Origin of the sequence: Pseudomonas sp. 1928-m, from assembly GCF_029269135.1 — a bacterium.
Taxonomy (GTDB): Bacteria; Pseudomonadota; Gammaproteobacteria; order Pseudomonadales; family Pseudomonadaceae; genus Aquipseudomonas.
In genome coordinates this window covers 1,872,367-1,897,403 of the sequence record NZ_JARIXO010000001.1, presented here as the reverse complement: position 1 = coordinate 1,897,403, position 25,037 = coordinate 1,872,367, and the positions used below count along the sequence as shown (strand labels likewise).

The 25,037-nt window shown below is 61.9% G+C and carries 20 protein-coding genes; 14 read left to right on the top strand and 6 right to left on the bottom strand.

Annotated features, from left to right (window positions below):
• Positions 1–10: 10 nt before the first annotated feature.
• Genes P3C18_RS08540 through P3C18_RS08530 form a run of 3 tightly spaced genes read right to left on the bottom strand, consistent with a single transcriptional unit; the run spans position 11 to position 2,392 of the window.
• Entirely contained in the window at positions 11–895 is an 885-nt protein-coding gene (locus tag P3C18_RS08540) for a chemotaxis protein (protein ID WP_275961388.1), read from the bottom strand.
• Between the two features lie 49 nt (positions 896–944).
• Positions 945–1,187, bottom strand: a complete 243-nt coding sequence (locus tag P3C18_RS08535) for a glutaredoxin family protein (protein WP_275961387.1) — start codon at positions 1,185–1,187, stop codon at positions 945–947.
• Between the two features lie 50 nt (positions 1,188–1,237).
• Positions 1,238–2,392, bottom strand: coding sequence for a DUF5610 domain-containing protein (locus tag P3C18_RS08530; protein WP_275961386.1), 1,155 nt, complete (start codon positions 2,390–2,392; stop codon positions 1,238–1,240).
• A gap of 259 nt (positions 2,393–2,651) precedes the next feature.
• Here P3C18_RS08530 and P3C18_RS08525 point away from each other — a divergent pair, with 259 nt between their 5' ends.
• A complete protein-coding gene (locus tag P3C18_RS08525; protein ID WP_275961385.1) occupies positions 2,652–3,905 on the top strand; it encodes an OprD family porin in 1,254 nt (417 codons plus the stop codon).
• Between the two features lie 70 nt (positions 3,906–3,975).
• Here the strand turns inward: P3C18_RS08525 and P3C18_RS08520 are convergent, their stop codons facing one another.
• Positions 3,976–5,184 (bottom strand): ammonium transporter, encoded by a 1,209-nt coding sequence (locus P3C18_RS08520; protein ID WP_275961384.1) that lies wholly within the window; start codon positions 5,182–5,184, stop codon positions 3,976–3,978.
• A gap of 377 nt (positions 5,185–5,561) precedes the next feature.
• On the opposite strand from P3C18_RS08520, the gene P3C18_RS08515 reads away from it, so the two are divergent.
• The 8 genes from P3C18_RS08515 (at position 5,562) to P3C18_RS08480 (ending at position 14,390) form a co-directional block, all read left to right on the top strand.
• Complete coding sequence (locus P3C18_RS08515) at positions 5,562–5,879, top strand: YqjD family protein (RefSeq protein ID WP_090248105.1); 318 nt, start codon at positions 5,562–5,564, stop codon at positions 5,877–5,879.
• Positions 5,880–5,891: 12 nt separating this feature from the next.
• A complete protein-coding gene (locus P3C18_RS08510; RefSeq protein ID WP_275961383.1) occupies positions 5,892–6,275 on the top strand; it encodes a phage holin family protein in 384 nt (127 codons plus the stop codon).
• The gene (locus P3C18_RS08505) at positions 6,272–6,628 is read left to right on the top strand and encodes a hypothetical protein (RefSeq protein WP_275961382.1); all 357 of its coding nucleotides are present in this window, start codon (positions 6,272–6,274) and stop codon (positions 6,626–6,628) included. Before P3C18_RS08510 ends, P3C18_RS08505 begins: the two co-directional genes overlap by 4 nt.
• A gap of 74 nt (positions 6,629–6,702) precedes the next feature.
• A complete protein-coding gene (locus P3C18_RS08500; RefSeq protein WP_275961381.1) occupies positions 6,703–7,866 on the top strand; it encodes an EAL domain-containing protein in 1,164 nt (387 codons plus the stop codon).
• A 127-nt stretch (positions 7,867–7,993) separates the two neighbouring features.
• The gene (locus P3C18_RS08495; RefSeq protein WP_275961380.1) at positions 7,994–8,788 is read left to right on the top strand and encodes a hypothetical protein; all 795 of its coding nucleotides are present in this window, start codon (positions 7,994–7,996) and stop codon (positions 8,786–8,788) included.
• 127 nt (positions 8,789–8,915) lie between these two features.
• Positions 8,916–10,247, top strand: a complete 1,332-nt coding sequence (locus tag P3C18_RS08490) for a deoxyguanosinetriphosphate triphosphohydrolase (RefSeq protein WP_275961379.1) — start codon at positions 8,916–8,918, stop codon at positions 10,245–10,247.
• A 3-nt stretch (positions 10,248–10,250) separates the two neighbouring features.
• Positions 10,251–11,321 carry an FUSC family protein gene (locus P3C18_RS08485; protein ID WP_275961378.1) on the top strand — a complete coding sequence of 357 codons (1,071 nt, stop codon included), beginning with the start codon at positions 10,251–10,253 and terminating at the stop codon, positions 11,319–11,321.
• A gap of 99 nt (positions 11,322–11,420) precedes the next feature.
• Positions 11,421–14,390 carry an HD domain-containing phosphohydrolase gene (locus tag P3C18_RS08480; RefSeq protein ID WP_275961377.1) on the top strand — a complete coding sequence of 990 codons (2,970 nt, stop codon included), beginning with the start codon at positions 11,421–11,423 and terminating at the stop codon, positions 14,388–14,390.
• A gap of 202 nt (positions 14,391–14,592) precedes the next feature.
• Here the strand turns inward: P3C18_RS08480 and P3C18_RS08475 are convergent, their stop codons facing one another.
• Positions 14,593–14,934 carry a YggL family protein gene (locus P3C18_RS08475; protein ID WP_275961376.1) on the bottom strand — a complete coding sequence of 114 codons (342 nt, stop codon included), beginning with the start codon at positions 14,932–14,934 and terminating at the stop codon, positions 14,593–14,595.
• A gap of 234 nt (positions 14,935–15,168) precedes the next feature.
• Between P3C18_RS08475 and dacB the strand changes: the two genes are divergently transcribed.
• Positions 15,169–16,617 carry a D-alanyl-D-alanine carboxypeptidase/D-alanyl-D-alanine-endopeptidase gene (gene dacB, locus P3C18_RS08470; RefSeq protein WP_275961375.1) on the top strand — a complete coding sequence of 483 codons (1,449 nt, stop codon included), beginning with the start codon at positions 15,169–15,171 and terminating at the stop codon, positions 16,615–16,617.
• A gap of 38 nt (positions 16,618–16,655) precedes the next feature.
• Here dacB and P3C18_RS08465 read toward each other — a convergent pair whose 3' ends face one another.
• Complete coding sequence (locus P3C18_RS08465) at positions 16,656–17,129, bottom strand: MarR family transcriptional regulator (protein ID WP_275961374.1); 474 nt, start codon at positions 17,127–17,129, stop codon at positions 16,656–16,658.
• Positions 17,130–17,240: 111 nt separating this feature from the next.
• Between P3C18_RS08465 and P3C18_RS08460 the strand changes: the two genes are divergently transcribed.
• From P3C18_RS08460 to P3C18_RS08445, 4 genes are all read left to right on the top strand, one after another.
• Positions 17,241–19,010, top strand: coding sequence for an N-acetylglutaminylglutamine amidotransferase (locus P3C18_RS08460; RefSeq protein WP_275961373.1), 1,770 nt, complete (start codon positions 17,241–17,243; stop codon positions 19,008–19,010).
• Positions 19,011–19,115: 105 nt separating this feature from the next.
• Complete coding sequence (gene ngg / locus P3C18_RS08455; RefSeq protein ID WP_275961372.1) at positions 19,116–20,852, top strand: N-acetylglutaminylglutamine synthetase; 1,737 nt, start codon at positions 19,116–19,118, stop codon at positions 20,850–20,852.
• A gap of 153 nt (positions 20,853–21,005) precedes the next feature.
• The gene (locus P3C18_RS08450; RefSeq protein WP_275961371.1) at positions 21,006–22,196 is read left to right on the top strand and encodes an osmoprotectant NAGGN system M42 family peptidase; all 1,191 of its coding nucleotides are present in this window, start codon (positions 21,006–21,008) and stop codon (positions 22,194–22,196) included.
• Positions 22,197–22,276: 80 nt separating this feature from the next.
• Entirely contained in the window at positions 22,277–25,030 is a 2,754-nt protein-coding gene (locus P3C18_RS08445) for a hybrid sensor histidine kinase/response regulator (protein ID WP_275961370.1), read from the top strand.
• The last annotated feature ends 7 nt before the right edge of the window (positions 25,031–25,037 follow it).

The following is a 25,037-nucleotide window of genomic DNA, read 5'->3' as shown; positions in this document are numbered from 1 at the left end:
GTGAGAAAGGCTATTGCAAGCTTTCGAATGCGTGCACCAAGGCCTTGCTCAGGTCTATGGTGGAGAACTTGGTCAGCACGTCATTGGCACCCACTGCCTTGGCTTTTTCGGTGTTCATGGTGCTGTCGAGCGAGGTGTGCAGCAGCACATAGATCTGCCCGATATCCGCTTTCTTGCGCAGCGTGCGCACCAGGTCGTAGCCGTCCATTTCCGGCATTTCGATATCCGACACCAGTACTTCGATGGGTTCTCCGGCATCAAATTGCTTCTGCAGTAATTCAAGCGCGTCGGCGGCGCTGCGTACCATCTGACAATCCAACTCCAGCTTGCGCAGGGTAATCATGGTCTGGTGCAACGCGACGTGGGAATCATCCACCACCAGCACGCGACGGCCCCTGAGCAGCGCGCGCTCGCGCTCTGAGAGCAGCTGCTCATCCAGCTCCTCGACAATCATCGGCGCGAGTTCGTGCAAGACTTTTTCGATATCGAGAATCTGCACGATCTTGCCGTCGATCTGCGTCACTCCGGTGATAAAGGCTTTGCTGCCGGAACCTGCCGGTGGCGGACGGACATCACGGGTGTAGCACTGCACGATGCGCTCCACGCTTTGTACATGCAGGCCTTGGCGCGAGCGACTGAGCTCGGTGACGATCAGGCAGCCGTCGTTGTTGCCAGGCACGCCCTGCTCGCCGATGGCCTTGGCCAGATCGATCACCGTCAGCGCCGAACCGCGCAGAGTGGCCACGCCACGCACATGGGGATGGCGACTGGGTAGTTTGGTCAGCGCCGGGCAGGGAATGATTTCCTGAACCTTGAGCAGGTTGATCCCCAACAAGCGACCGCTGTGCAAACGAAACAGCAGCAGCGACAAGGCGTCTCCAAGCACCATGCTCATTGATCTTCTTCCTTCACTAAATCATTGACCGCCGCGCACCCATCGAGCATCAGGCGCTACGCAGAAATTCGACAATCTGTTCGGCTTCGAATGGCCAGTTCAACTCGGCGCCGGTATCGCTGCGGCGCAGCACCGGAATGCGCAGAGCATAGTCTTCGACCCAGTGTTCATGCTCGGCGATATCGATCAGTTCAACCAGCAGGCCGTGCTCGACAAAAGGCATCAGCAACGCTTCGGCCACCTCGCACAGGTGGCAGCCGAGCGTACCGAATAATTGACATTCCGGGAGCATCTGCGCACCTCCACTGACTACTGGAGGTGCAGTTTAGCACTGCCCCGGGCTCAGGCGTCCGTGGACTTGCTGCTGTCTAGGGCGGGGTTGAGCAGGTTCTGCAGGCCATCGAGCAGACGGCTGTTGAGCTGCTCGGCCTTGTCCAGGCGACCACTGTCGAAACGCTCATCCAGCGAGAAGCCGCCTTTGAGCAGATCCAGCAGGCTGGTTTTAGCCGTGCCTTCTTCAGCCACCTGATTGGCGCTGCGCAGTGCTTCGAGCAGGCCCTGGGCGTAGTCGATCAACGAGTTGTTGACTGCGCTGGCAGCCTGACCGCCATCTTGCGCCACAGCGCTGTAGGCATCGGTCGCCTGGCGCACAGTGGTCTGGGTCAACCGCAAGGACATGGACGCTAATTGCTCGCCATCCATTTCCAATGCCATGGCACGATCGAAGGCGCCGGACAGATCGCCAGCGTAGAACTTGTTGGACAGCTCCTGCACCTGGCCGAAGAGTTTTTCCAGGGCGGCGCGCTCCTTATCATCCAGCTCGCCTTCGACGCTGACCTGCCAGGCGCCAATCTGCAAACTGCCGGACTGGCTACTGGCAACTACCGAACTGCCGTTGCCATTGCTGCTAGCGACAACGCCGCTCTGCGACCAGTTGGCCGAAGCCTGGGCAATGGAAATACGCAAGCGATCACCATCACGGGTGGTCACTTCCATTTCAAAGGTTTCGGCTTTGGCGGCAAAGCGTTCGCTGTAGGCAGCGATCTTGGTCGAGCCCTCAACCAGCGCCGCGTCCGGATTAAAGCGCTTATTCAGGTCGCTGAAACCGTCCTGAATCTTCTGGTAGGTGTCGTCGATATCGCTCGCCACCTTGCCTTGCAAAACGCCCATACCGTCGAGAATCTTGCGCGCTTCGGCAAAGCCCTTTTCCACGCCGCTGCGGGCCTGGTCGAGAAGTTTTTGCAGCTTGCCGGTATCGGCACCGGCGGCTTGCTCGCTTTGCAGACGCTGCTCGATAAAGCTGAGGATGCGCCCGGCGACTTTCTCCGGGGTGTAGTCATTGGCCTTACCAGCCAACGCACCCGGCTCCAGCCCAAGGCGTTCAGCCAGGCGGTTGGCCAGCGTCGCCTGCGCATCAGCAGCATTGCGTACAACCGGCTGAGCGGTAACGGAAGTGGGACGTGAAGCGGAGGATAAATTTGAGGCCAGGGGGTTCATGGCAAAGTACCTAGGCGGTGTATCTGACTGGTTGGCGGCCGTGTGGGATAAAACTTTAGCCTGATTAGGGATAACCCGATCAACGGTGCGCGATGCATGCTAGAGCGATTGCGGCAGCAACCGCTGCACGCCGAGCCGGCACAGACCTTGCCCGAGCAGACCAAAGTCTAAAAGCCAAGCATAAGCCCCCATGCTTTATTGCGCCTCGCTGTAACAGATCGGCCACAAGCCGACCCGCACACACGAGGAGCTAACAATAATGACTCAATCTCCCCTCGCCCGCGCTGTGGCACTCGCCACACTGGGCACCTGCCTCACCCTGCCATCGCTGGCCCAGGCAGAGTTTATCAAGGACAGCAAAGCCACCCTTGAGCTACGCAATTTCTATATGAACCGCGACCTGCGTAACAGCACCGCAGCGCAGCAATCCAAACGCGAAGAATGGGCCCAGGGCTTTATCCTAAAAGCCGAGTCGGGCTTTACCGAAGGCACCGTGGGTTTTGGTCTGGATGCCTACGCAGGCCTGGGCCTGAAACTCGACTCGTCCGATGAGCGCGCAGGCACCGCCTTGCTGCCAAACAGCTTTGGTAATGAGGGGCCGGGGGAGTATTCCGAAGCCACAGCAGCAGCCAAAGTGCGTATCTCCAAGACCGTTGGCAAAGTCGGCGGCCTGATGCCCAAGCTGCCTATCGTGGCGTCCGGTGATTCGCGCCTGCTGCCACAGGTGTTTAACGGCGCGATGATCACCTCCCAGGAAATCGACGGCCTGACCCTCAACGGCGGCCAGTTACGCGAAGTGAACTTCCGCAGCTCCACCGACAGCCAGGACATCACCGCCAGCAACGTCGGCGGCGTGAGTGACCGTTACAACTTCGCCGGTGGCGACTACAAATTCAACGCCGGCAACACCACCGTAGGCCTGTGGTATGGCGAGTTGGAAGATATCTACGACCAGAAGCTGTACAACCTGATCCACGTACAACCCATCGGCGACTGGAAGCTGGGGGCCAACCTGGCCTACTTCGATTCCCAGGACAACGGCAACAAACGCGGCGGCAAGCTGGACAACGACCTGACGTCGGTCAACCTCTGGGCTGGCACAGGCGCACACACCTTCCGCCTGGGTTACCAGAAGGTCGGCGGCGACAACGCCTTCCCGTTCCTCACCGAAACCGATCCTTACATCGTCAACTACCTGCAAATTCTCGACTTCACCCGCAAGGACGAGAAATCCTGGCAGGCACGCTATGACATCAACTTCGCCACCTACGGCGTACCCGGTCTGAATGCCTTCGTGCGTTACGTCACCGGCGATGGCTTCGATGGCGCTGGTGGCCGTGATGGCAAGGAATGGGAACGCGACTTCGATGTCAGCTACACCATTCAGGAAGGCACCTTCAAGAACCTGGCATTCCGCTGGCGGAATGCGATGGTGCGCAGCAACGCCGCAGCAACCGGCGGCGACCTCGACGAGAACCGCCTGATCGTCAGCTACACCCTGCCGCTGTTCTAAGCCTCACACTTAAGCAGTTGCAATAAAAAGGCCCGGACACTGTCCGGGCCTTTTGCATTAGCACTAGCCATCAATCCTGGCTGACGGCGCCAATTTTGTGTACCGAGAGGTCGGCACCGTAGTACTCCTCCTCCTGGCTCAGGCGGATACCCACAGTGGCTTTCAGCACACCGTACACCAGCACACCACCAAGCAAGGCCACCACCACGCCCAGCGCGGTTCCGATAAACTGGCTGGCCAGGCTGACACCGCCCAGACCGCCCAGCGCCTCTTGGCCGAAGATGCCGCAGGCAATCCCGCCCCACACGCCGCATAGACCGTGCAGCGGCCATACGCCGAGCACATCGTCGATCTTCCACTTCACCTGGGTTGCGGTAAATGCCCAGACAAACAGCGCACCGGCAATCGCGCCAGTCACCAGCGCACCGACCGGATGCATCAGGTCGGAACCGGCGCACACCGCCACCAGGCCGGCCAGCGGGCCGTTGTGCAGAAAGCCCGGGTCATTGCGCCCAACAACCAAGGCCGCCACCGTACCGCCGACCATCGCCATCAGGGTGTTGACCGCCACCAGGCCGCTGACGCTGCCCAAGGTCTGGGCGCTCATCACGTTGAAGCCGAACCAGCCGATGATCAGAATCCACGAACCCAGTGCCAGGAATGGAATATTCGACGGGGCAAAGGCCACCAGACGGCCATCGCGGTACCGCCCATTGCGACGCCCCAGCAGAATCACCGCGCCAAAGGCCAGCCAGCCGCCCATCGCATGCACCACCACCGAGCCGGCAAAGTCGTGGAAGGCTGCGCCGAACTGCGCTTCCAGCCAGGCCTGTACGCCGTAATTGCCGTTCCAGATCATCCCCTCGAAGAAGGGGTAGATAAAGGCCACGATCAGCACCGTGGCACACAGCTGCGGGCCGAACTTGGCGCGCTCGGCGATACCACCGGAAATAATCGCCGGAATGGCCGCAGCAAAGGTCAGCAGAAAGAAGAACTTCACCAGCGCATAGCCGTGGCCTTCAGTCAGCACACTGGCCGGTTCAAGGAAGGTCACGCCATAAGCGATCCAGTAGCCGACAAAGAAATAGGCCAGGGCCGATACGGCAAAGTCGGAGATGATCTTCGACAAGGCGTTGACCTGATTCTTCTGCCGCACCGTGCCTACTTCGAGAAAGGCAAAACCGGCGTGCATGGCCAGCACCATCACGGCGCCGAGCAGGATAAACAGGGTATTGGAGCCGTGAATCAGGGTTTCCACAGCACTGTTGATGTTTTCCATCTGCGAAGAAAACTCCGTCGCGGGGAAAAAGCACCAAAGCGGATCACAAACCAATAAATACGCACCATATGGTAGCATTTATCACGAACCACCTTGCCGAAGCAGAGCCTGTGCAGCACCAAGCCGGTGCTGAGCAAACCTTACATCGAAGTACTTATTCCATAGTTATTAATAAGTTATTGATGCACCACGGCGTCCTGGCCAGAACCCTTGCAGCCCCATAAAGGAGCGTATTAGCAAGAGCGCGCACCAGCGCAATGCAAGCGCTGTACCAGCCGATCAGCCGGCAGCATCCGCCGCGCACCAAAGAAAAAAGGAACCACTGCCCCGCAGGGGACTCGAACCCCCTACACTGCCCCGTCACAAGGAGAGACACCATGGCTCGTAAGACCCCCGTATCATCCAGCTCGGATCAGTTACTCGACGAATTCCAGGCGCTGGTACGCGACACCGAAAGCTTGTTGCAGCACTCCGCCAGCCTCGCCGGCGAGCAAGCCGAAGAGCTGCGCGAGCAGATTCGCAGCAGCCTGGGCCGCGCGCGCAGCACCCTGCACAACGCCGAAGACGCCCTGCATGCACGCGGCAAGGCGGCTATTGAAGCCACCGAAGGCTATGTGCAGACTCACCCATGGCAGACCCTCGGTATTGCTGCCGCCATTGGCTTGCTATTGGGCATGCTGATTACCCGGCGCTAAAGAGAAACCTTAATGGATGCAACACCGCCCACCCCGCCAAGTCGCGGCAGTTCGCCACGGCGATTTGCCAGCGCCTTGCTGGGGTTATTGCAGGGCCATATCGCGCTGTTTGGCGAAGAGCTCAAAGAACAGCAAAGCCATACCCTCAGCCTGTTGGTACTCACCAGCCTGAGCCTGCTGTTCGGCCTGCTGCTGGTTATCGGGTTGTCCGCCGCGCTGCTGATTGCCTTCTGGGAGACGCACCGCCTGCTGGTTATCAGCGCCCTGTGCGCCTTCTATGCATTGGCCCTGCTGGGCGCCCTGATCACGCTGTTGCAGCGTGTACGCAATGCCCCTGCGCCTTTCAGCGCCAGCCTTGAAGAACTGGCCCGCGACCGTGAGCAACTGCTGCCATGAATATGCCCGAGCTACCCGCCAAGGCCTCGCGCCGCGAACTGCGCAAAACCTTGCTGCGCATGCGCCTGGAAATGCACCGTCAGGAACTGCGCCACGAAACCCTGGTCATGCTGCAGCCACTGCGGCAAGCGCAATACTGGCGCAACCACTGGCGTGAGGAATTGGGCAATAGCAATGCACCACTTTGGGTCGCCGGCGGCGCACTGCTGTTGGCCACCGTAGGTATCCGCCGTGGCCAGTGGCGACGCTGGCTGCGCATCGCCCTGATCGCCTTCCCGCTGCTCAGGCGCAACCCGCCGCGGCGCCCGGACACACCGGCAGACTCGACTAAAGATACCCGCGCAGGGGATTGAGCTGGCCACGATCTTGCTTAGCCACCTAGCTACGCCGCCCACTGGGGCGTCTTGCCTGGCTAAGGAACTGCGCAGTGTTCAACGGTCAACCGCTTGCTGTATTCCAACCTTTTATCGATACCGCCACCGGACGTATTGCCGGTGTCGAGGCCTTGGCACGCCTGCGCAGTGATGATGGCCGGCTGCACTCGGCAGGCCCCTTGTTCAGTGACCCGAAAACCCCACCTACCGCACTACGCCGCCTCGACCGCGAGGTGCGCGAGCAAGCCCTGACACGCTTTCATGAAGCCCCGCAGGACTGGTTCCTCAGTCTGAATATTTCCCCACGCTGGATCAGCCGGCTGCGCCCCGAGCAAGCCTTACCCAGCCTCAAACAGCTGCAACGCAGCGGCATCGACCCAGCGCGCATCGTCTTTGAAATCACCGAACTGGGCGGCGCCAGCGCGCGCCTGCCGGGCGTGGTGGAGCGCTATCGCGAAGCCGGTGCACGCATTGCCATCGACGACTTCGGTGCAGGCTACTCGCAGCTCGACCGCGTGCTGGCCCTGCAACCGGACATCCTCAAGCTGGACATGCGCCTGTTTCAGCAGGCCGCCCGTGGCGGACCGAGCAGCGAAGTGGTCAAGGCCCTGGCACAGATGGCGGAAAAGACCGGCTGCTGGATCATTGCCGAAGGCGTGGAAACTGAAGCAGAGCTGGACTTTGCCCTGGAGTGCGGCGCGCGCTATGTGCAGGGCTACCTGTTTGCCAAACCCGAAGAAACCTTCTTCAGCAGCAGCGCCTTCGTCAAACGCTTCGCCCAGCTGCGCGACCACTATGTGCAGCAAAAACTCGCCGAGCGCGCACGGCTGATGACCCTGCGCCAGCAGCTTGGCGAGCTGATGAACAGCTTCAAGGCCTGGAGCGAAGGCGGCTCCCAGCCCGAGCAACTGCCGCAACCGCACGCTTACCCCTGGCTGCTACGCATCTATCAATGCGACCGCCACGGCACCCAACTGACCGCCAACCTGGAATGGCGCGAGCATGCCTGGCACAGCGATGCGCGTTACGTCGGGCATAACTGGTCCTGGCGGCCGTACTTCTATCAGCTGCTGGCCGAAGGCTGGGAAGAACGCCGGCTGATTCTCTCCAGCACCTACCGCGACGCCACCACCAATCAGTACTGCCTGACCGCCGGGCAATTTATCGATAACGGCAAGCGGCTGCTGCTGATCGATATCGACGCTGCCGGTTTCTAGGCTCGCGCGAGCGTCCCAGGGCATTGACGAATGCCCTGAGGTGGCCACAATCAAAGAAGGACATGCAACGCAGAGTGCAGCCCATTGAGGCTGCCGGGTGTTCCACCGCCCACGGCGACTCAGCATCATGCAAGCGGCCATCCGCAACTTACTGCTTGTACTCTTACTCCTGCCCCAGACGCTCAAGGCCGAGGGGCCATCCGCTCTGCGCCTGTGCTACCAGCTGCAGGATCATCCGCCGTTCACCCTCCCCGCGAACAACGCACAAACGCCTGGTCCCGGCATTCTGCTGGAACTGATCCAGGCTGCCGCGACCCAGGCGGGGCTGACCATCGACTGGCAACGCCAACCCTGGAAACGCTGCATCCTGGCCCTGCAGAGGGGCGATGTGGATGGCATCTTCCCGACCATCTGGCAGGCAGAGCGCGACACCTGGGGCCAGTTCCCCGGCCGCGATCCGCAAGCTGGCCAGCCAGTACAGCGGCAGTATCGGCTCTGGCAAGTCGACTACCCGATTGCCACTCGCCGCGACACCCGCCTGAGCTGGGATGGCCAGCGTTTCGCCAACCTCAAGTACGGCCTGAGCTCGCCCCTGGGTTATCTCACCCACCAGCGCCTCGCCGAACTGGGCGCCCTGGCCAGCGTTTCACTGCAACCCGACAAAGGCCTGCAACTGGTAGCCAGCGGCCGCCTGGATGGCTTTGTCATCGAACGCAATATCAGCCTGGCGCTGATTGCCCAGCTACACCTGCAGGAACAGTTGCAGTTGCTCCCGCAGCCCTTGTTGCAAGCGGACTGGCACCTGCCCCTGTCGCACACGTTCTACCAACACCACCCGCAGCTAGCCGTGCGCTTCTGGCAGGCCCTTGGTCAACAACGTGAAGCGCGTGAAGCCGAATTGCGCCAGCGTTATATGCCTTAGGTAACGACAGCAAAAGAGCGGCCGTGATCAGGGTATAAATCGTCCAACTGCCTGCCGCACGCCTTGCATCAGCGGCTTAGAACCCCGAAGCTAGCTGGCAAAAGCCAGGTAACGGCGAGGATCTACCTTGGATTGGCAAACCCTGCTCAACCGTGAACGACTCGGCAAGCCGACGCACAGCGTCGCCGAACTGGGCCGCACCCCGTTTCATAAAGACCATGACCGCATCATCTTCTCTGGCGCGTTCCGCCGCCTGGGGCGCAAGACCCAGGTGCACCCGGTGTCGAGCAACGACCATATCCACACGCGCCTGACCCACTCGCTGGAAGTCAGTTGCGTCGGCCGCTCCCTGGGTATGCGCGTCGGCGAGATGATTCGCGATGCCCTGCCCGCCTGGTGCGAGCCAAGTGACCTGGGCATGGTCGTGCAGTCCGCTTGCCTGGCCCACGACATCGGCAACCCACCCTTTGGCCATTCTGGTGAAGACGCCATTCGCCACTGGTTTCAGCAGGCCGCCGGGCGCGGCTGGCTGGATTCGATGAGCGCGGCCGAGCGTGGCGACTTTCTCAGTTTCGAGGGCAATGCCCAGGGTTTTCGCGTACTCACCCAGCTGGAATACCACCAGTTTGATGGCGGCACCCGGCTGACCTACGCAACCCTCGGCACCTACCTCAAGTACCCCTGGACCGCGCGCCACGCCGAGGCCCTGGGCTACAAGAAGCACAAATTCGGCTGCTACCAGAGCGAGCTGCCGCTGCTTGAGCAGATCGCCAGCAAACTCGGCCTGCCGCAGCTGGAAGAACAGCGCTGGGCGCGTCACCCGTTGGTCTATCTGATGGAGGCGGCCGATGACATCTGCTACGGCCTGATCGACCTGGAAGACGGCCTGGAAATGGAGTTGCTCGATTACAGCGAAGTCGAGGCGTTGTTGCTCGACCTGGTCGGCGATGACCTGCCGGAAACCTACCGTCAGCTCGGCCCGGACGACTCCCGGCGACGCAAGCTGGCGATCCTGCGCGGTAAAGCCATCGAACACCTGACCAATGCCGCCGCCGAAGCTTTTGTCGAGCAGCAGGATGCCTTGCTCGCTGGCACCTTGCAGGGCGATCTGGTCGAGCATATGCACGGCACCGCCAAACGCTGCGTGCAGAGCGCCAAGGACATGGCCCGGCAGAAGATTTTCCAGGACAAGCGCAAGACGCTGCATGAGATCGGCGCCTACACCACCCTGGAAATTCTGCTCAATGCCTTCTGCGGCGCCGCGTTGGAACAGCATGGTGGGCGTACGCCGTCGTTCAAGAACCGGCGCATCCTCGACCTGCTCGGCAATAACGCACCCGACCCCAACTGGCCGCTGTACCGCTCCTTCCTACGCATGATCGATTTTATCGCTGGCATGACTGACAGCTACGCTACTGAAATGGCCCGCGAGATGACGGGCCGTTCAAGCCCGGTATAAGCCATGAATAGCCTACTGCGACAAACCTTCAGCTGGCATGCCGGCCCGCCCGCCTGGGGCCCGGCGATGGTTGCCGGCTTCGGCTGCGCGCTGCCGTTGCTGCTCGGGCTGTTCAGCGCTCATCCGGGGTTTCTCTGGGCCTCGGCCGGTGCCTTCCAGGCGGCCCAGGCCAACCCGCTGCACCGTCTGGGCATGCTGCGTATGTTGATGCTCTGCGGCCTGGGCGCCTGCAGCGCCGGGTTGGGCTTCTGGTCGGCCAGTCATCCTTATGCCAGTTTGTTGGTCTTCGCCCTGTTTGGCTTTCTGCTCGCCTGGTTGCAACGCTTTGGCAGCGAAGCCGGCAAACTGGGCATCGGCTTGGCCATCTGCCTGTGCCTGGGCCAAGGCCAGCAAGGCCTGGGCTCGCTGAACAATCCCTATGCCATCGCCATGCTGTTTATCCTCGGCGGGCTTTGGGTGATGCTGCTGGCCTTCGGCCTGCGTGGCATGCATGGCCTGCGCATGTGGCCGTACATGCCGCGCTTTATCAGCATTTTCAAGGTACTGAAACGCCACGCCAAACGCCTGCCACAACAGAAGTGGCGCCTGCATGCGCTGGGCTGCACCCTGGCGTTTGCCCTTTCCGGCTTGATCGTCAACCTGGCCGAGCTGCACCGCGGCTACTGGCTGACGCTGACCGTGGTCACCACCTTGCAGCTGGATTTTCAAGGCAGCCTGGTGCGTGCCGTGCAATCAATCGTCGCCAGCCTTGGCGCCGCCGGGTTGCTGATTCTGCTCGGCCATAGCATGCAGAACCCGGCGCTGATGGTCGCCATATTGCTACCGCTGATCACCCTTAGTCGCGCCCTGCAAGCCAACCATTACGGCCTGTTTGTGCTGCAGACCACGGTGTGTTTCGTGTTGCTGGCCGAAAGCCTGGCGCATGACTGGCAACTGCCGCAGGTGCGTCTGTTCAACAGCCTGATTGGTGTAGCCCTGGCCTTGCTGGTCGCGCTGCTGGTGTATGGCCTGGAACGCTGGCTGGAACATCGAAACAATCTGCAAAAAATCAAGCACAGCACAGGCCCAATCTAGAGCTGTTGCAGCGTAAAAAACCTGCATCCACGCAACGGCAAAGCGCGAAAGGCTCCACTATGCTTGGCGCTTAGCCAAGGCATACAAGGGCATGCGCGGATGCAGCAGACAGTAAAGTCCCAAGCAAGGTCTAAGGAACGACGTTTTCCGCTGCATATCCATATCAGCGTGCTGTTCACCCTGCTGCTGCTGGGCTCAGGGGTGGTGCTGGGGTATTTCAACTACCAGCAAACCAGCAACATCATCCTCAGCAGCAGCGACCAGCTGTTCAGCCAGATGCGCAAGGAAGTCCAGGCGGATCTGCGCAATACCTACCAACCGATTCGCTACATGATCAACCTGCTGGCGCGTAACGAGCAGATCAACGGCCGTGACCGCCATGAACGCATGATCATGCTGCCGATTTTCAGCCAGGCGCTGCGCGACAACCCCAAGCTGGCGTCAATTTATGTCGGCTATGGCGATGGCAGTTTCTTTATGGTGCGGCCGCTGCGCAGCGAGAAACTGCGGCAGATTTTCTTTGCCCCCGAAAGTGCCGAATATCAGGTGTGGAGCATCGACCGCATCAGCGAACAACGTCTGGATTCCGAATACCTGTTCTTCGATGCGCAGCTGCAGCCGATCAGTCGCCGGCAGAACCTCAAGGAAACCTACGACCCGCGCAGCCGCCCCTGGTACAACAGCGCACTGCAAAGCCAGGAGCACTTCACCACCGCGCCCTATGCCTTCTTCTCCACCCAGGAAATCGGCACCACCATTGCCCGCAAGAGCAGCGAAACCACGGTGGTGGGCGCTGACCTGACCCTCGACGATCTGTCCGCTACCCTGGCCGAACACCGCCTGACACCCTCCACCGAAGTGGTGCTGTACAGCCCCGATGGCAGTGCAGTCGCCTACCCGGACAGCACACGCCTGGTAATCCCCGGGGAAAAGCTGCAACTGGCTCAGGTCAAGGATCTCAGCCCGGTGCTCGCCGATTTTCTCAGCCTCGGCCTGAATGAGGATCGTCAGGGTGCCGTGCGCCTGAACAAACAACGCTGGCAAATCTCCTACAGCCAGTTCAGTGAAGGTGGCCCGCAGGGGCTGCGCCTGGCTTTGCTAGCCCCGGAAAGTGAGCTGCTGGCCGATGCTTACCGTATCCGCTGGCAAGGCGCGATATTGACCCTGGGCATCCTGCTGCTGTGCATCCCGATTGGCTGGTTGCTCTCCAATATTCTGGTCAAACCGCTGCGCCTGCTGGTGGGTGAAGCCGAAGCCATCCGCAGCTTCAACTTCGATTACCCGGCCAGCGGCCGCTCCTTCGTCAAGGAAGTCGACCAACTGGCGGTATCGATGGGGCGGATGAAGGAGACCATCTCCAGCTTCCTCGATATTGCCGCCACACTCTCTGCGGAAACCCGCTTCGATGCCCTGCTACGCCGGGTGCTACGCGAAACCGTCGACCTCAGCGAAGCCAGCGGCGGCCTGCTCTATCTGCGCGACAGCAGCAGTGGCCGCCTGGAGCCGCACGGTCTGTTTATCGACGAGCAGCAGCACAACCTGGAAGAACACCGCATCCCGAGCTTCGACCCAAACGATCCGGCCCTGCCCAGCTGGCTCGCGCAGACGGCAACCGGCGGCTCCAGCGTCACCGTGGCACTCGGTTTCGAGCATGCCCAGGGCTTCCAGAGCCTGTTGCACACCCTCGACAGCCCGCGTGCGCACCTGGTCTGCACCGGTTTGCATAACCGCCAGGGCCAGACGCTGGGCGTACTGCTGCTGCTGCACCGCGACACCGGAGATGAAGCCGACCTGGCCATGCTGCGCCCCGAGCGCATCGCCTATGTCGAGGCGGTTTCCGGTGTGGCGGCGCTGTGCATCGAGAGCCAGCGCCTGCTCGATCAACAGAAGAAACTGCTCGACGCCTTTATCCAGCTGATCGCTGGCGCCATCGACGCCAAAAGCCCCTACACCGGCGGTCACTGCCAGCGCGTGCCGGAAATTACCCTGATGCTCGCCCGCGCCGCTGCCGCCAGCGAGGACGCCGCGTTCAGCGACTACCAACCCACTGACGAAGAATGGGAAGCCCTGCATATCGCCGCCTGGCTACACGACTGCGGCAAGGTCACCGTGCCTGAGTACGTGGTGGACAAGGCCACCAAACTGGAAACCATCTGCGACCGCATCCATGAAGTGCGCATGCGCTTTGAGGTGCTCAAGCGCGATGCCTGGATCAGTTACTGGGAAAACCTCAGCCAGGGCGGCGAAGCGGCCAGCCTGGCTCAGGTGCGCGACGAACTGCTCGCCACCCTGGATGATGAATTCGCCTTTATCGCCCGCTGCAACCTGGGCGGCGAGGCGATGGCCGAAGCTGACCTGCAGCGCCTGCGCAGTATCGCCGCGCGCACCTGGACGCGGACATTGGATGATCGCCTAGGGGTGTCCTGGGAAGAGAACCTGCGCCAGTCGCGCACCCCCGCGCAGCCATTGCCGGTGCAGGAAACACTGCTCAGCGACAAAGCCGAACACTTGATCGAGCGCCCCGAAAGCGAGCTGATCGCCGAGGACAACCCCTGGGGCTTCAAGCTGGAAGTGCCGCATTACAAACACAACCGTGGCGAGGTCTATAACCTCAGCATCGGTCGCGGCACCCTGACCAACGAAGAGCGCTTTATCATCAATGGTCATATGGTGCAGACCATCCGCATGCTCAGCCACCTGCCCTTCCCCGCGCACCTGGCCAACGTCGCCGAGATCGCCGGCGGCCACCATGAAAAGATGGACGGCACCGGTTACCCAAAACGCCTGAAACGCGAGGACATGAGCCTGCCGGCACGGATGATGGCGATTGCCGATATTTTCGAAGCACTGACCGCGGTGGATCGCCCCTACAAAAAGGGCAAGCTGCTGTCCGAATCACTCAACATCATGGCGGGTATGTGCAAAGGCGCGCACATCGACCCCGAGCTGTTCGGGCTGTTTGTGCGGGAAAAGATCTATCTCAGCTACGCCGAACGCTTTCTACGTCGTGAGCAGATTGATCAGGTCGATAACGCTGCGCTGCTGGCCAAGGCTGGCCTGAGCGACTAACGAGGAAGTACAGGAGGGAAAAGCAACAGGGCATGCGCGATGCATGCCCTGCTTACAGGTAAAGAGCCGATTCACGATCTCGCGAGCTAGAGTCAGGCAAGGCGAGAATGGCCGAGGGAGCGGAGTTTACGTAGGGTAAATGAGCATCCCGAGGCCATTTTCAACGCAGCCTGGCCGACGCGCAGCAGATCGTGAACGGGTCTTAGGCCTGATTGATCGCGTTGTCTGGGTACCAGACGTCGATCAGCGGGCTGGCGGTGAAATCCACCAACTCATCACGGCCTTTCAGCCAGGCTTCAACGGCAGCGCGCTGCTCTTCGTTGACCGAGCCACGCTTGGACAGGCACACCAGACCGAAGTCATCGCCGCCGACATAGCCCAGGCCGTTAACGGTCATGGCGTCACGCAGGAACTGCTCAAGAAAGCTGTCGATGGCCTCATCAGCCAAGTCTTGCTTGAAGTTCAGGTTCAGCTCAAAACCCAGCTCCTGGAATTCATCCACGCAGAGTTTTTTGCGCAGACGGCGGGAACGGTTAGTAGCCATGGAACAATCCTCAAAAGTGATAACGCGCGGCACTCTAGCAGTTTCGCGGCCTGCGCGCCCGCCTGGAAGACGACAGGTCGGCCGATAGCCCGCAGAAAAGCCCGGCCGATGGTATTTACTGCCACTCAGCAGGCCCCGTATTGGGGCATAATTGCCAACATTATCCCAACCCGCGACGGAACCTCTTTACATGCCTCGCGTCACCTTTGTCCCTCAGCTGGAGGGTAGCCGCCCATGATCAAAACCCTACGCCAACTGGCCATCGCCGGCCTGCTGCTGCCTGTTTGCCTGCCGCTGGCGGCCGCCACGAGCGGTATTTCCAACAAGGTTCAGCAATCGCTGAAAGCCAACAAGATCAGCAGCCAGTCGCTGTCCGTGGCCACCGTGCCGCTCAACGGTCCTGGCAACAGCAATTTCTTCAATGCCGATATTTCCGTAAATCCAGCCTCCACCATGAAGCTGGTCACCACCTATGCAGCGCTTGAGCTGCTCGGCCCAACCCACCAGTGGAAAACCGAATTCTTTACCGACGGCCAACTGAAGAACGGCGTGCTCAACGGCAACCTCTACCTCAAGGGCGGCGGCGACCCCAAGCTGAACATGGAAAAGCTCTGGCTGATGATGCGCGACCTGCGCGCCAACGGCGTGCTGCAGGTGACGGGCGATCTGGTGCTCGACCGCAGCCACTTCGTGCAGCCGCAGCTACCGAGCTTCAATGACGACGGCGGCGACGCCAACAAGCCGTTCCTGGTGGCCCCCGACTCGCTGCTGGTCAACCTCAAGGCGCTGCGTTTTATCGCCCGTACCGAGGGCGGCAAGGTGTATATCGCCGCCGAGCCGCCGATTGCCAATATCCGTATCGACAACCGCGTCAAAGCCCTGCCTGCCGCCAAATGCCCAGGCTGGCCGGATGTACGCTACAACCCGGTGACCGAGTTCGATGGCACCACGGTGATTGTCAGCGGCCAACTGGCCGAAGGCTGCAGCTCGCAGACCTACCTGTCGCTGCTCGACCACCCGAGCTATGCCGCCGGCGCCATCCGCGCCATCTGGCAGGAACTGGGTGGCAGCATCATGGGCAAGGACCGCCTCGCCCCGGTGCCGGAGAAAGCCCGCCTGCTGGCCCGTGCCTACTCGCCGGACCTGACCGAGATCATCCGCGACATCAACAAGTACAGTAACAACACCATGGCCCGGCAGCTGTTCCTCAGCCTCGGCGCGCAGTTTCGCAACTCCGCCGACCAGGACGACAGCAAGGCCGCACAACGGGTGATTCGCAGCTGGCTGGCGCGTAAAGGCATTACTGCACCGCACCTGGTGATGGAGAACGGCTCCGGCTTGTCACGTGCCGAGCGGGTCAGCGCGCGGGAAATGGCCACCCTGCTGCAGGCAGCCTGGAAGAGCCCTTATGCGGCCGAATTTATGGCTTCGCTGCCGCTGGTGGCGATGGACGGCACCATGCGCAAACGCCTGCACCGCACCCCGCTGGTGGGCGAGGCGCGAATCAAGACCGGTACATTGAACAATGTGCGCGCCATCGCCGGCTTTAGCCGCGACAGCAACGGCAACAGCTGGGCCGTGGTGGCCATTCTCAACGACCCACGCCCGTGGGGCGCCTCGTCGATTCTCGATCAGGTGCTGATCGATCTGTACAAGCAGCCCAAGCTCAGCGCCCAGCGCTAAGCCTTCGTCAACCCCGCGCTTTCCCGGGCGCGGCGGCTCTACTCCATCTCTCCACACAGCTGCGCCGCGCGTAACAACGCGGCGGTCAGGCTGTGCCGTTCCCACTCCTGCAGCCCGGCAAAACGCTCGACAAACTCCGGCGGCAGCAGGCTCGGCGCCTGTTTCAGCAGGGTGCGGCCCTGCTCGCTAAGCAGCAGCCACTGGCGGCGCCGGTCCTGATCGTCGCGCTGGCGTTGCAGCAGGCCCTTTTCCTCCAGCCGGTCAAGCATGCCGGACAAGGTTGCAGCCGTGAGGCTGACCCGACCACTCAAGTCACTGGCCGTCAGCCGCGTCTCCCCCGCCAGCACCTGCAGAATCAGCAGCTGCATCGGCGTCAGCCCACCAAAGCGGCCGAGGCGTTTGGCATGCACTTCACCGGCCTGCTGCAAACGCCGCAAGGCCTGAAACAGCGGCAGCTCGAAGGCTGAAACAGATGACAAATCTATTTCAGTAGAAACCTTTTTATCAGCCATATATGCCTTTTAATTCGATATAAAACTTTGACATGAAATCATTATTTTGTTTTGGTGTAAAAGGTTCGGCAGCCCCGAACCACTCCCCAACGGCAATACCGGTAAGGAATTATGTGCGCAATCGCTGGAGAATTACGTTTTGATCAACGACCGGCCGACCTGGCTGCAGTCGAGCGAATCACCCACCATATGGCCGCCCGCGGCCCCGATGCCCACGGCTTCTTCAGCCAGGGCACGCTAGCCCTCGGCCACCGCCGCCTGAAAATCATGGACCTGGCCGAAGCCTCCGGCCAGCCGATGATCGACAGCGAGCTGGGCCTGACGATGGTATTCAACGGTGCCATCTACAACTACCCGGAACTGCGCGAAGAGCTGAAGGCCCTCGGCTATCGCTTCTTCTCCGCTGGCGACACTGAAGTACTGCTCAAGGGCTATCACGCCTGGGGCACCGACCTGCTGCCCAAGCTCAATGGCATGTTCGCTTTTGCCATCTGGGAGCGCGACAGCCAACAACTGTTCATCGCCCGCGACCGCCTCGGGGTCAAGCCGCTGTACCTGTCACGCACCGGCGAACGCCTGCGTTTTGCTTCCAGCCTGCCGGCGCTGCTGGCCGGCGGGGATATTGGCAAGACCCTCGACCCCGTCGCCCTCAACCACTACCTGAACTTCCACGCCGTGGTGCCTGCACCGCGCACCCTGCTGGCCGGCGTGGAAAAACTGCCGCCTGCCAGCTGGATGCGTATCGACGCCCAGGGCAACTGTGAACAGCAGACCTGGTGGAACCTCACCTTCGGTCCGCTGCGCGAGGAAATCGCCTTCGGCCTGGAAGAATGGCAAGAGCGTGTGCTTGATGGCATGCGCGAGGCGGTATCGATCCGCCAGCGCGCCGCCGTGGATGTCGGCGTGCTGCTTTCCGGCGGCGTCGACTCGAGCCTGCTGGTCGGCCTGCTGCGCGAAGCTGGCGTGGAAAACCTGTCGACCTTCTCCATCGGTTTCCAGGATGCCGGCGGCGAGCGCGGCGACGAGTTCCAGTATTCCGACCTGATCGCCGAGCACTTCGCCACCCGTCACCATCAGCTGCGTATCGGTGAGCACGAGATTCTCGAACAACTGCCGGCGGCCTTTCGCGCCATGAGCGAGCCGATGGTCAGCCACGACTGCATCGCCTTCTACCTGCTGTCACGCGAGGTGGCCAAGCACTGCAAGGTGGTGCAGAGCGGCCAGGGCGCCGATGAGCTGTTCGCCGGCTACCACTGGTACCCGCAGGTGGACGCCGCCGAGGATGCCTTCGGCGCTTACCGCGCGGCGTTCTTCGACCGTGATTACAACGAGTACGCCGCCTGCGTACAGCCCGCCTGGCTGACCGGCGACATGGCCGGTGACTTCGTCCGTGAGCATTTCGCCCAGCCTGGCGCCGTGGCGGCGGTAGATAAGGCACTGCGCCTGGACAGCACGGTGATGCTGGTCGATGACCCGGTCAAACGGGTCGACAACATGACCATGGCCTGGGGTCTGGAGGCGCGCACACCGTTCCTCGACTATCGCCTGGCCGAGCTTTCGGCGCGTATTCCAGGGCGATTCAAGCTGCCCGATGGCGGCAAGCATGTGCTCAAAGAAGCCGCGCGCCAGGTAATCCCCAGCGCGGTAATCGACCGGCCCAAGGGTTACTTCCCGGTGCCCGGCCTCAAGCATCTGCAAGGCGCAACCCTGGGCTGGGTGCGTGATCTGCTGCTCGACCCCAGCCAAGATCGCGGCCTGTTCAACCCGGCCATGCTGGATCGTTTGCTGAGTGACCCGCACGGCCAGTTGACGCCTTTGCGCGGTTCCAAGTTGTGGCAACTGGCGGCGCTCAACCTCTGGCTCAACGAACACGGTCTGTAGACCTCGGCAACACCGCCGTAGCCCGGATGCAATCCGGGGGTGTTGCGGCTCAAACCCACAACCTGGCACAGCCCAGGCCAAGCGAATGAGCAAAGGACTCCTCCAATGCGTGCCACTGCCTTTAATCAACGCCTGCTGCGCGGCCAAGCGCCCTCCTACGAGCGCCTGCAGGCGCGCCTGGCCGAGGATCACACCGCCCGGCCCAGCGAGCCGCAAGCCGTGCACTGCGGCTGGGGGCGCCTGCTGCTCGGTCACACCTACCCGGATGCTGCCGCCCTGGCCAGCGACCTGCTGACCGAGCAGCCCGGCGAGCGCGATATCGCCCTGTATGTGGCCGCGCCGCACCAGGTGCTCGCGCAGGCGCCGCAGCAGCTGTTTCTCGACCCCTCCGACACCATGCGCCTGTGGTTTACCGACTACCGCCCGGCACGCCGGGGCTTTCGCGGTTACCGCGTGCGCCGCGCGCAGAATGCCGAGGACTGGCAGTCAATCAATCAGCTGTATCAACTGCGCGGCATGCTGCCGATCGAGCCCGAGAAACTCACCCCGCGCCACCTGGGTGGCCCGGTGTACTGGCTGGCCGAGGATGAAGACAGCGGTGCGGTGATCGGCAGCGTTATGGGCCTCAATCACCACAAGGCCTGCCAGGACCCGGAGCACGGCAGCAGCCTGTGGTGCCTGGCGGTCGACCCACGCTGCAGCCGACCCGGTGTCGGCGAGGTGCTGGTGCGCCACCTGATCGAACACTTTATGAGTCGCGGCCTGAGTTACCTCGATCTGTCCGTGCTGCACGACAACCAGCAGGCCAAGGGGCTGTACGCCAAGCTGGGCTTTCGTGAGCTGCAGACCTTTAGCATCAAGCGCAAAAACGGCATCAACGAAGCACTGTTCCTCGGCCCAGGCCCGCATACACCGATGAACCCTTATGCGCGAATCATCGTCGATGAAGCGCTGCGCCGCGGCATCGAAGTGCAGGTCGACGATGCCGACGCCGGCTTGTTTACCTTGAGCCATGGCGGCCGGCGCATCCGCTGCCGGGAATCGCTGAGCGACCTGACCAGCGCGGTGAGCATGACCCTGTGCCAGGACAAGCGCCTGACCCATCGCGCCCTGGCCCGCGCCGGCCTGCACCTGCCGGCCCAGCGCCTGGCCGGCAGTGCCGAAGAAAACGCCGCGTTTCTCGCCGAACACGGCAGCCTGGTGGTCAAGCCGGTGGATGGCGAACAGGGCCAGGGCGTAGCGGTAGACCTGCGCACGCCGCTGGATGTGCAGGACGCCATCGAGCGCGCCAGCAGCTTCGACAGCCGCGTACTGCTTGAGAGTTTTCACCCAGGCCATGACCTGCGCATTCTGGTGATCGGCTTTGCCGTGGTCGCCGCCGCCATTCGCCGTCCGGCCGAGGTAATCGGCGATGGCCAGCACAGCATTGGCGAACTGATCGATGCACAGAGCCGCCGCCGGCAAGCCGCCACCGAAGGCGAAAGCCGTATCCCCAAGGACGCCGAAACCCTACGCACCTTGCATGCCGCAGGGGTCGACTACGACAGCGTGCTACCCGCCGGCCAGCGCCTGGCCGTGCGCAAAACCGCCAACCTGCACACCGGCGGCAGCCTGGAAGATGTCACCGAGATCCTCCACCCGGTGCTGGCCGATGCCGCAGTCAAAGCTGCCCGCGCCCTGGATATCCCGGTGGTCGGCCTCGACCTGCTGGTGCCTGCGGCCGATCAACCCGACTACGTGTTTATCGAGGCCAACGAGCGCGCTGGCCTGGCCAACCACCAGCCGCAACCCACCGCCGAGCGCTTTATCGACCTGCTGTTTCCGCTTAGCCAGGTGGATTGAACCAGCGCCGCGCTGCCTGTTCCCGGATTGCGCCAAGGCCTATCCGGGCTACAGCTCACCGTAGCCCGGACAAGCGCAGCGCAGTCCGGGAAGCAAGAACCGCGTAGCTAGCCGACCAGGTGGCCATTCAGACACTTTTCGCAAGGAGACACCATGCAACAACTCCCCGAACCCGACCTCGTCTATCTGCAAAAAGTACTGCTGGAAATGCTCGCCATTCCCAGCCCCACCGGTTTCACCGACACCATCGTGCGTTACGTCGCCGAACGCCTGGAGGAGATCGGCATCCCCTTCGAAATGACCCGGCGCGGCACCATTCGCGGCACCCTCAAAGGCAAACAGAGCAGCCCGGACCGCGCGGTTTCAGCACACCTGGACACCATTGGCGCGATCGTCCGCGAACTGCAGGACAACGGCCGTCTTGGCCTGGCCGCCGTCGGCTGCTGGTCGAGCCGCTTCGCCGAAGGTAGCCGCGTCAGCGTGTTTACCGATCAGGGCGTAATTCGTGGCAGCGTGCTGCCGCTGATGGCCTCGGGGCACGCGTTCAATACCGCCGTGGACCAGTTGCCGATCAGCTGGGACCATGTCGAACTGCGCCTGGACGCCTACTGCAGCACCCGCGCCGACTGCGAGTCGCTGGGCATTTCCGTGGGTGACTTCGTCGCCTTCGACCCGCTACCCGAGTTCACCGAAAGTGGCCATATCAGCGCCCGCCACCTGGACGACAAGGCCGGCGTCGCCGCCCTGCTCACTGCGCTCAAGGCCATCCAGGAAAGCGGCCTGGAGCCGGAAATCGACTGCCACCCGCTGTTTACCATCACCGAGGAAGTCGGCTCGGGCGCGGCCGCGGCCCTGCCCTGGGATGTCAGCGAATTTGTCGGCATCGATATCGCCCCGGTTGCGCCGGGCCAGCAATCGAGCGAACACACCGTCAGCGTGGCCATGCAGGACTCCGGCGGGCCTTACGACTATCACTTGTCGCGCCAACTGCTGCGCCTGGCCAGCGAGAATGAAATCCCGGTGCGCCGCGACCTGTTTCGCTACTACCACAGCGATGCACAGTCGGCGGTCACCGCCGGCCACGACATCCGCACCGCCCTGCTGGCCTTCGGCTGCGATGCCACCCACGGCTATGAACGCACCCATATCGACAGCCTCAAAGCACTTAGCCGCCTGCTCGCCTCCTACCTGCTCAGCCCACCGGTATTTGCCAGTGACGCCCAGCCGGCGCAGGCCTCGCTAGAGCGCTTCAGCCATCAACTGGAACACGATGCGCAGATGGAAAGTGATACCCGTGTGCCCACTGTCGACAGCCTGTTACGCCCCCGCGATCAGGACGCTTGAAGGGCTGCGCGCATCCGGGCAAAGTGACGGCATGACGCGGGGCCGGATCAGGCCTCAAATAATAATATTGAGGTCGGTGAATGCCTCGGATTTGGCTGGCGGTGGTGCTGTTCTGGCTGTGCGGATCGGCGTGGGCGCTGCAGCCTGCAACGCTGGACAACGCCGACCTGCGCCTGTCACTCGGCCCGTCCATGGCCTACCTGGAAGACCCGCAGGGTGAGCTGAGCATTGAGCAGGTCGGCGCCCTGAGCGATGAGCGCTTTACCCCAGTGAAGGGCGAGCACGCCAACCTCGGCAAGAATGATTCGGTCTGGTGGTTCAAGGTACGCCTGAACAACAGCCTGGCGCAGAACCTGGCCGGCTATTTGGAGGTCAACTACCCGCTGCTCGACCACCTGCAGGTGTTTCTGGCCGGCGCCGATGGCCAGTGGCAGATGCAGGAAAGCGGCGACCGCTACGCCTTCTCCCAGCGCCCGGTGCAGGTGCGCAACTTCTGGTTTCCGCTTGAACTGACACCCGGCGAAAGCACTCTGCTGGTGCGGGTCGAGACTACCAGCACGATCTTTATGCCGCTGTTCTTCAGCACCTACCAGGCCAGTGCCGCCGCCCAGGAAAACCTTATGGGTTTCAACGGCGCGTTCTACGGCGTGCTGTTTGCGATGTTCTGCTACAACCTGTTCCTGTTTATCTCGCTACGCGAATCTGCCTACCTCTGGTACCTGGCCTACAACCTCAACGTCGGTCTGCTGGCCGCCTGCTTCGATGGCATGCTGTTCAAACTGCTGCCCGAGCATGTGGCATTCCAGTCGGTGAGCATCTACATCCTGATGTACCTGCACTGCCTGACGGCCATCCAGTTCAGCCGCCACTTCCTGCATGCGCCGCAGTACTTCCCACGCCTGGACACTGGCCTACGCCTATTGATGCTGGCCTGTGCCGGCTGCCTGCTGTCGGTGCCGCTGATCGGTTTCGCGGCCTGGAATATTCTGGCCAGCGTCACCGTCTCGCTGGTTTCACTGATCCTGCTTCTCACCGGCCTCTACGTATGGCGGCGCGGCGTACGTTACGGCTCTTATTACACCCTGGCTTGGGCCATTCTGCTGTTCGCCTTTATCCAGGCCACCACCGGCTCGTTGGGCCTGGAAGTGCTGGGCGTGTTCGGCGCCACGGTGGTGAAGATCGGCGTAACCATAGAACTGATCACCCTGTCGATTGGCCTGGCCGACCGCATCAACCTGCTCAAGGAAGAAGGCTTCCAGTCGCGCCGCGCCGCCGAACAGGCAGAAATCGAAAACCAGGCCAAGAGCCGCTTCCTGGCCAAGATGAGCCACGAGATCCGCACCCCACTCAACGGCGTGCTGGGCATGCTGCAGCTGCTCAAGGAAACCCCGCTGGATCGCAGCCAGCGTTTCTATGTCGACACCATTTCCAGCTCCGGCAGTTCGCTGATGGCGGTGATCAACGACATCCTCGATTACGCGCGGATCGAATCCGGCAAGCTCAGCCTGGAACATATCGAGTTCGATCTGGAAGAGCTGATTTCCGACACCCTCAGCCTGTTCACCGGGCAGGCCCTGGACAAGCGCCTGCGCCTCTACGTCAGCCTGGAAAATGGCGTGCCGCGCCGCGCCCAGGGCGACCCGACGCGGCTTAAGCAGGTGCTGATGAACCTGCTCAGCAATGCCCTGAAATTCACTGCCGAAGGCCATGTGGCGCTGAATGTCTGCCGACGCAATGATTCCCAGGGCAAACCGCATTTGGTGTTCGCCATCAGCGACAGCGGTATCGGCATCAGTGACAAGGCCCTGACCCAGCTGTTCGAATCCTTCGCTCAGGGCGACTCCAGCACCACCCGTCGTTACGGCGGCAGCGGTCTGGGCCTGGCGATCAGCAAGGAGCTGGTGGAAATGATGGGCGGACGTATTGAAGTGCAGAGCACCCCTGGCCAGGGCACACGCTTCGCCTTTGATATTCCGCAAGGGGATGACGCCCTGCCCGTCGACCCGCTGCACGAACTGCTCAAGGGCCGCACCGCGCTGCTCACCTCCCTCGATGGCCTCGGCCTGGATGCCTTGAGTCGCCTGCTCGGGCGCTGGGGCATGCGCACCGAACGCTGCCAGAACCCGGAAACCCTGCTCGGCTACCTGGAGGATTTCGCCGCCCCGCCGCTGCTGGTGCTGATGGCGCCATGGCCGGGCAGTATTCAGCACTGGTTGGACTCACTGCGCCCGCTGCTACAACCCGGGCAACGCGTGCTGTTGCTCTGCGCGCCAGAGCAATGCCAGCAACTGCCCAGCTCTGGTGGCCTACGCCTGCTCGGCCTGCCGCAACCGCTGGCAATCAATGCCCTGCGCAGTGCGCTGCTGGAACTCTACGAAGAACCGCGCGCGGCGGAAATCAAACCGCTGCCAAAAACCTACCACGACACCGGCAGCACGCCGTGCATCCTGGTGGCCGAAGACAACCCGGTGAATCAACTGGTGGTGCAGGGCTTTCTGAAAAAGCGCGGCTACAACGTACGCCTGGTGACTAACGGCCTGGCCGCGCTCAATGAATACCAGCGCGACCCGAGCGCCACGCAACTGATCCTGATGGACTGCGAAATGCCGGAGATGGACGGCTTCGAAGCCACCCGACAGATCCGCCGCCTGGAACGTCAACACAACCTGCCGGCCGTGCCGATCATTGCCCTGACCGCGCATATTCTCGATGAGCACCGCCAGCACGGGGTCGAATCCGGGATGAATGACTTCCTCGGCAAACCGCTGGACAGCGCCAAGCTGTACAGCACCCTGGAAATCTACCTGCAACCGGCAGAACCGCCCGCGCAGTAACGGCGCA

Coding starts and splice junctions, on each gene's coding strand:
- P3C18_RS08540 (WP_275961388.1), bottom strand. CDS start 895: ATGAGCATGGTGCTTGGAGACGCCTTGTCGCTGCTGCTGTTTCGTTTG.
- P3C18_RS08535 (WP_275961387.1), bottom strand. CDS start 1,187: ATGCTCCCGGAATGTCAATTATTCGGTACGCTCGGCTGCCACCTGTGC.
- P3C18_RS08530 (WP_275961386.1), bottom strand. CDS start 2,392: ATGAACCCCCTGGCCTCAAATTTATCCTCCGCTTCACGTCCCACTTCC.
- P3C18_RS08525 (WP_275961385.1), top strand. CDS start 2,652: ATGACTCAATCTCCCCTCGCCCGCGCTGTGGCACTCGCCACACTGGGC.
- P3C18_RS08520 (WP_275961384.1), bottom strand. CDS start 5,184: ATGGAAAACATCAACAGTGCTGTGGAAACCCTGATTCACGGCTCCAAT.
- P3C18_RS08515 (WP_090248105.1), top strand. CDS start 5,562: ATGGCTCGTAAGACCCCCGTATCATCCAGCTCGGATCAGTTACTCGAC.
- P3C18_RS08510 (WP_275961383.1), top strand. CDS start 5,892: ATGGATGCAACACCGCCCACCCCGCCAAGTCGCGGCAGTTCGCCACGG.
- P3C18_RS08505 (WP_275961382.1), top strand. CDS start 6,272: ATGAATATGCCCGAGCTACCCGCCAAGGCCTCGCGCCGCGAACTGCGC.
- P3C18_RS08495 (WP_275961380.1), top strand. CDS start 7,994: ATGCAAGCGGCCATCCGCAACTTACTGCTTGTACTCTTACTCCTGCCC.
- P3C18_RS08485 (WP_275961378.1), top strand. CDS start 10,251: ATGAATAGCCTACTGCGACAAACCTTCAGCTGGCATGCCGGCCCGCCC.
- P3C18_RS08480 (WP_275961377.1), top strand. CDS start 11,421: ATGCAGCAGACAGTAAAGTCCCAAGCAAGGTCTAAGGAACGACGTTTT.
- P3C18_RS08475 (WP_275961376.1), bottom strand. CDS start 14,934: ATGGCTACTAACCGTTCCCGCCGTCTGCGCAAAAAACTCTGCGTGGAT.
- dacB (WP_275961375.1), top strand. CDS start 15,169: ATGATCAAAACCCTACGCCAACTGGCCATCGCCGGCCTGCTGCTGCCT.
- P3C18_RS08465 (WP_275961374.1), bottom strand. CDS start 17,129: ATGGCTGATAAAAAGGTTTCTACTGAAATAGATTTGTCATCTGTTTCA.
- P3C18_RS08460 (WP_275961373.1), top strand. CDS start 17,241: ATGTGCGCAATCGCTGGAGAATTACGTTTTGATCAACGACCGGCCGAC.
- ngg (WP_275961372.1), top strand. CDS start 19,116: ATGCGTGCCACTGCCTTTAATCAACGCCTGCTGCGCGGCCAAGCGCCC.
- P3C18_RS08450 (WP_275961371.1), top strand. CDS start 21,006: ATGCAACAACTCCCCGAACCCGACCTCGTCTATCTGCAAAAAGTACTG.
- P3C18_RS08445 (WP_275961370.1), top strand. CDS start 22,277: ATGCCTCGGATTTGGCTGGCGGTGGTGCTGTTCTGGCTGTGCGGATCG.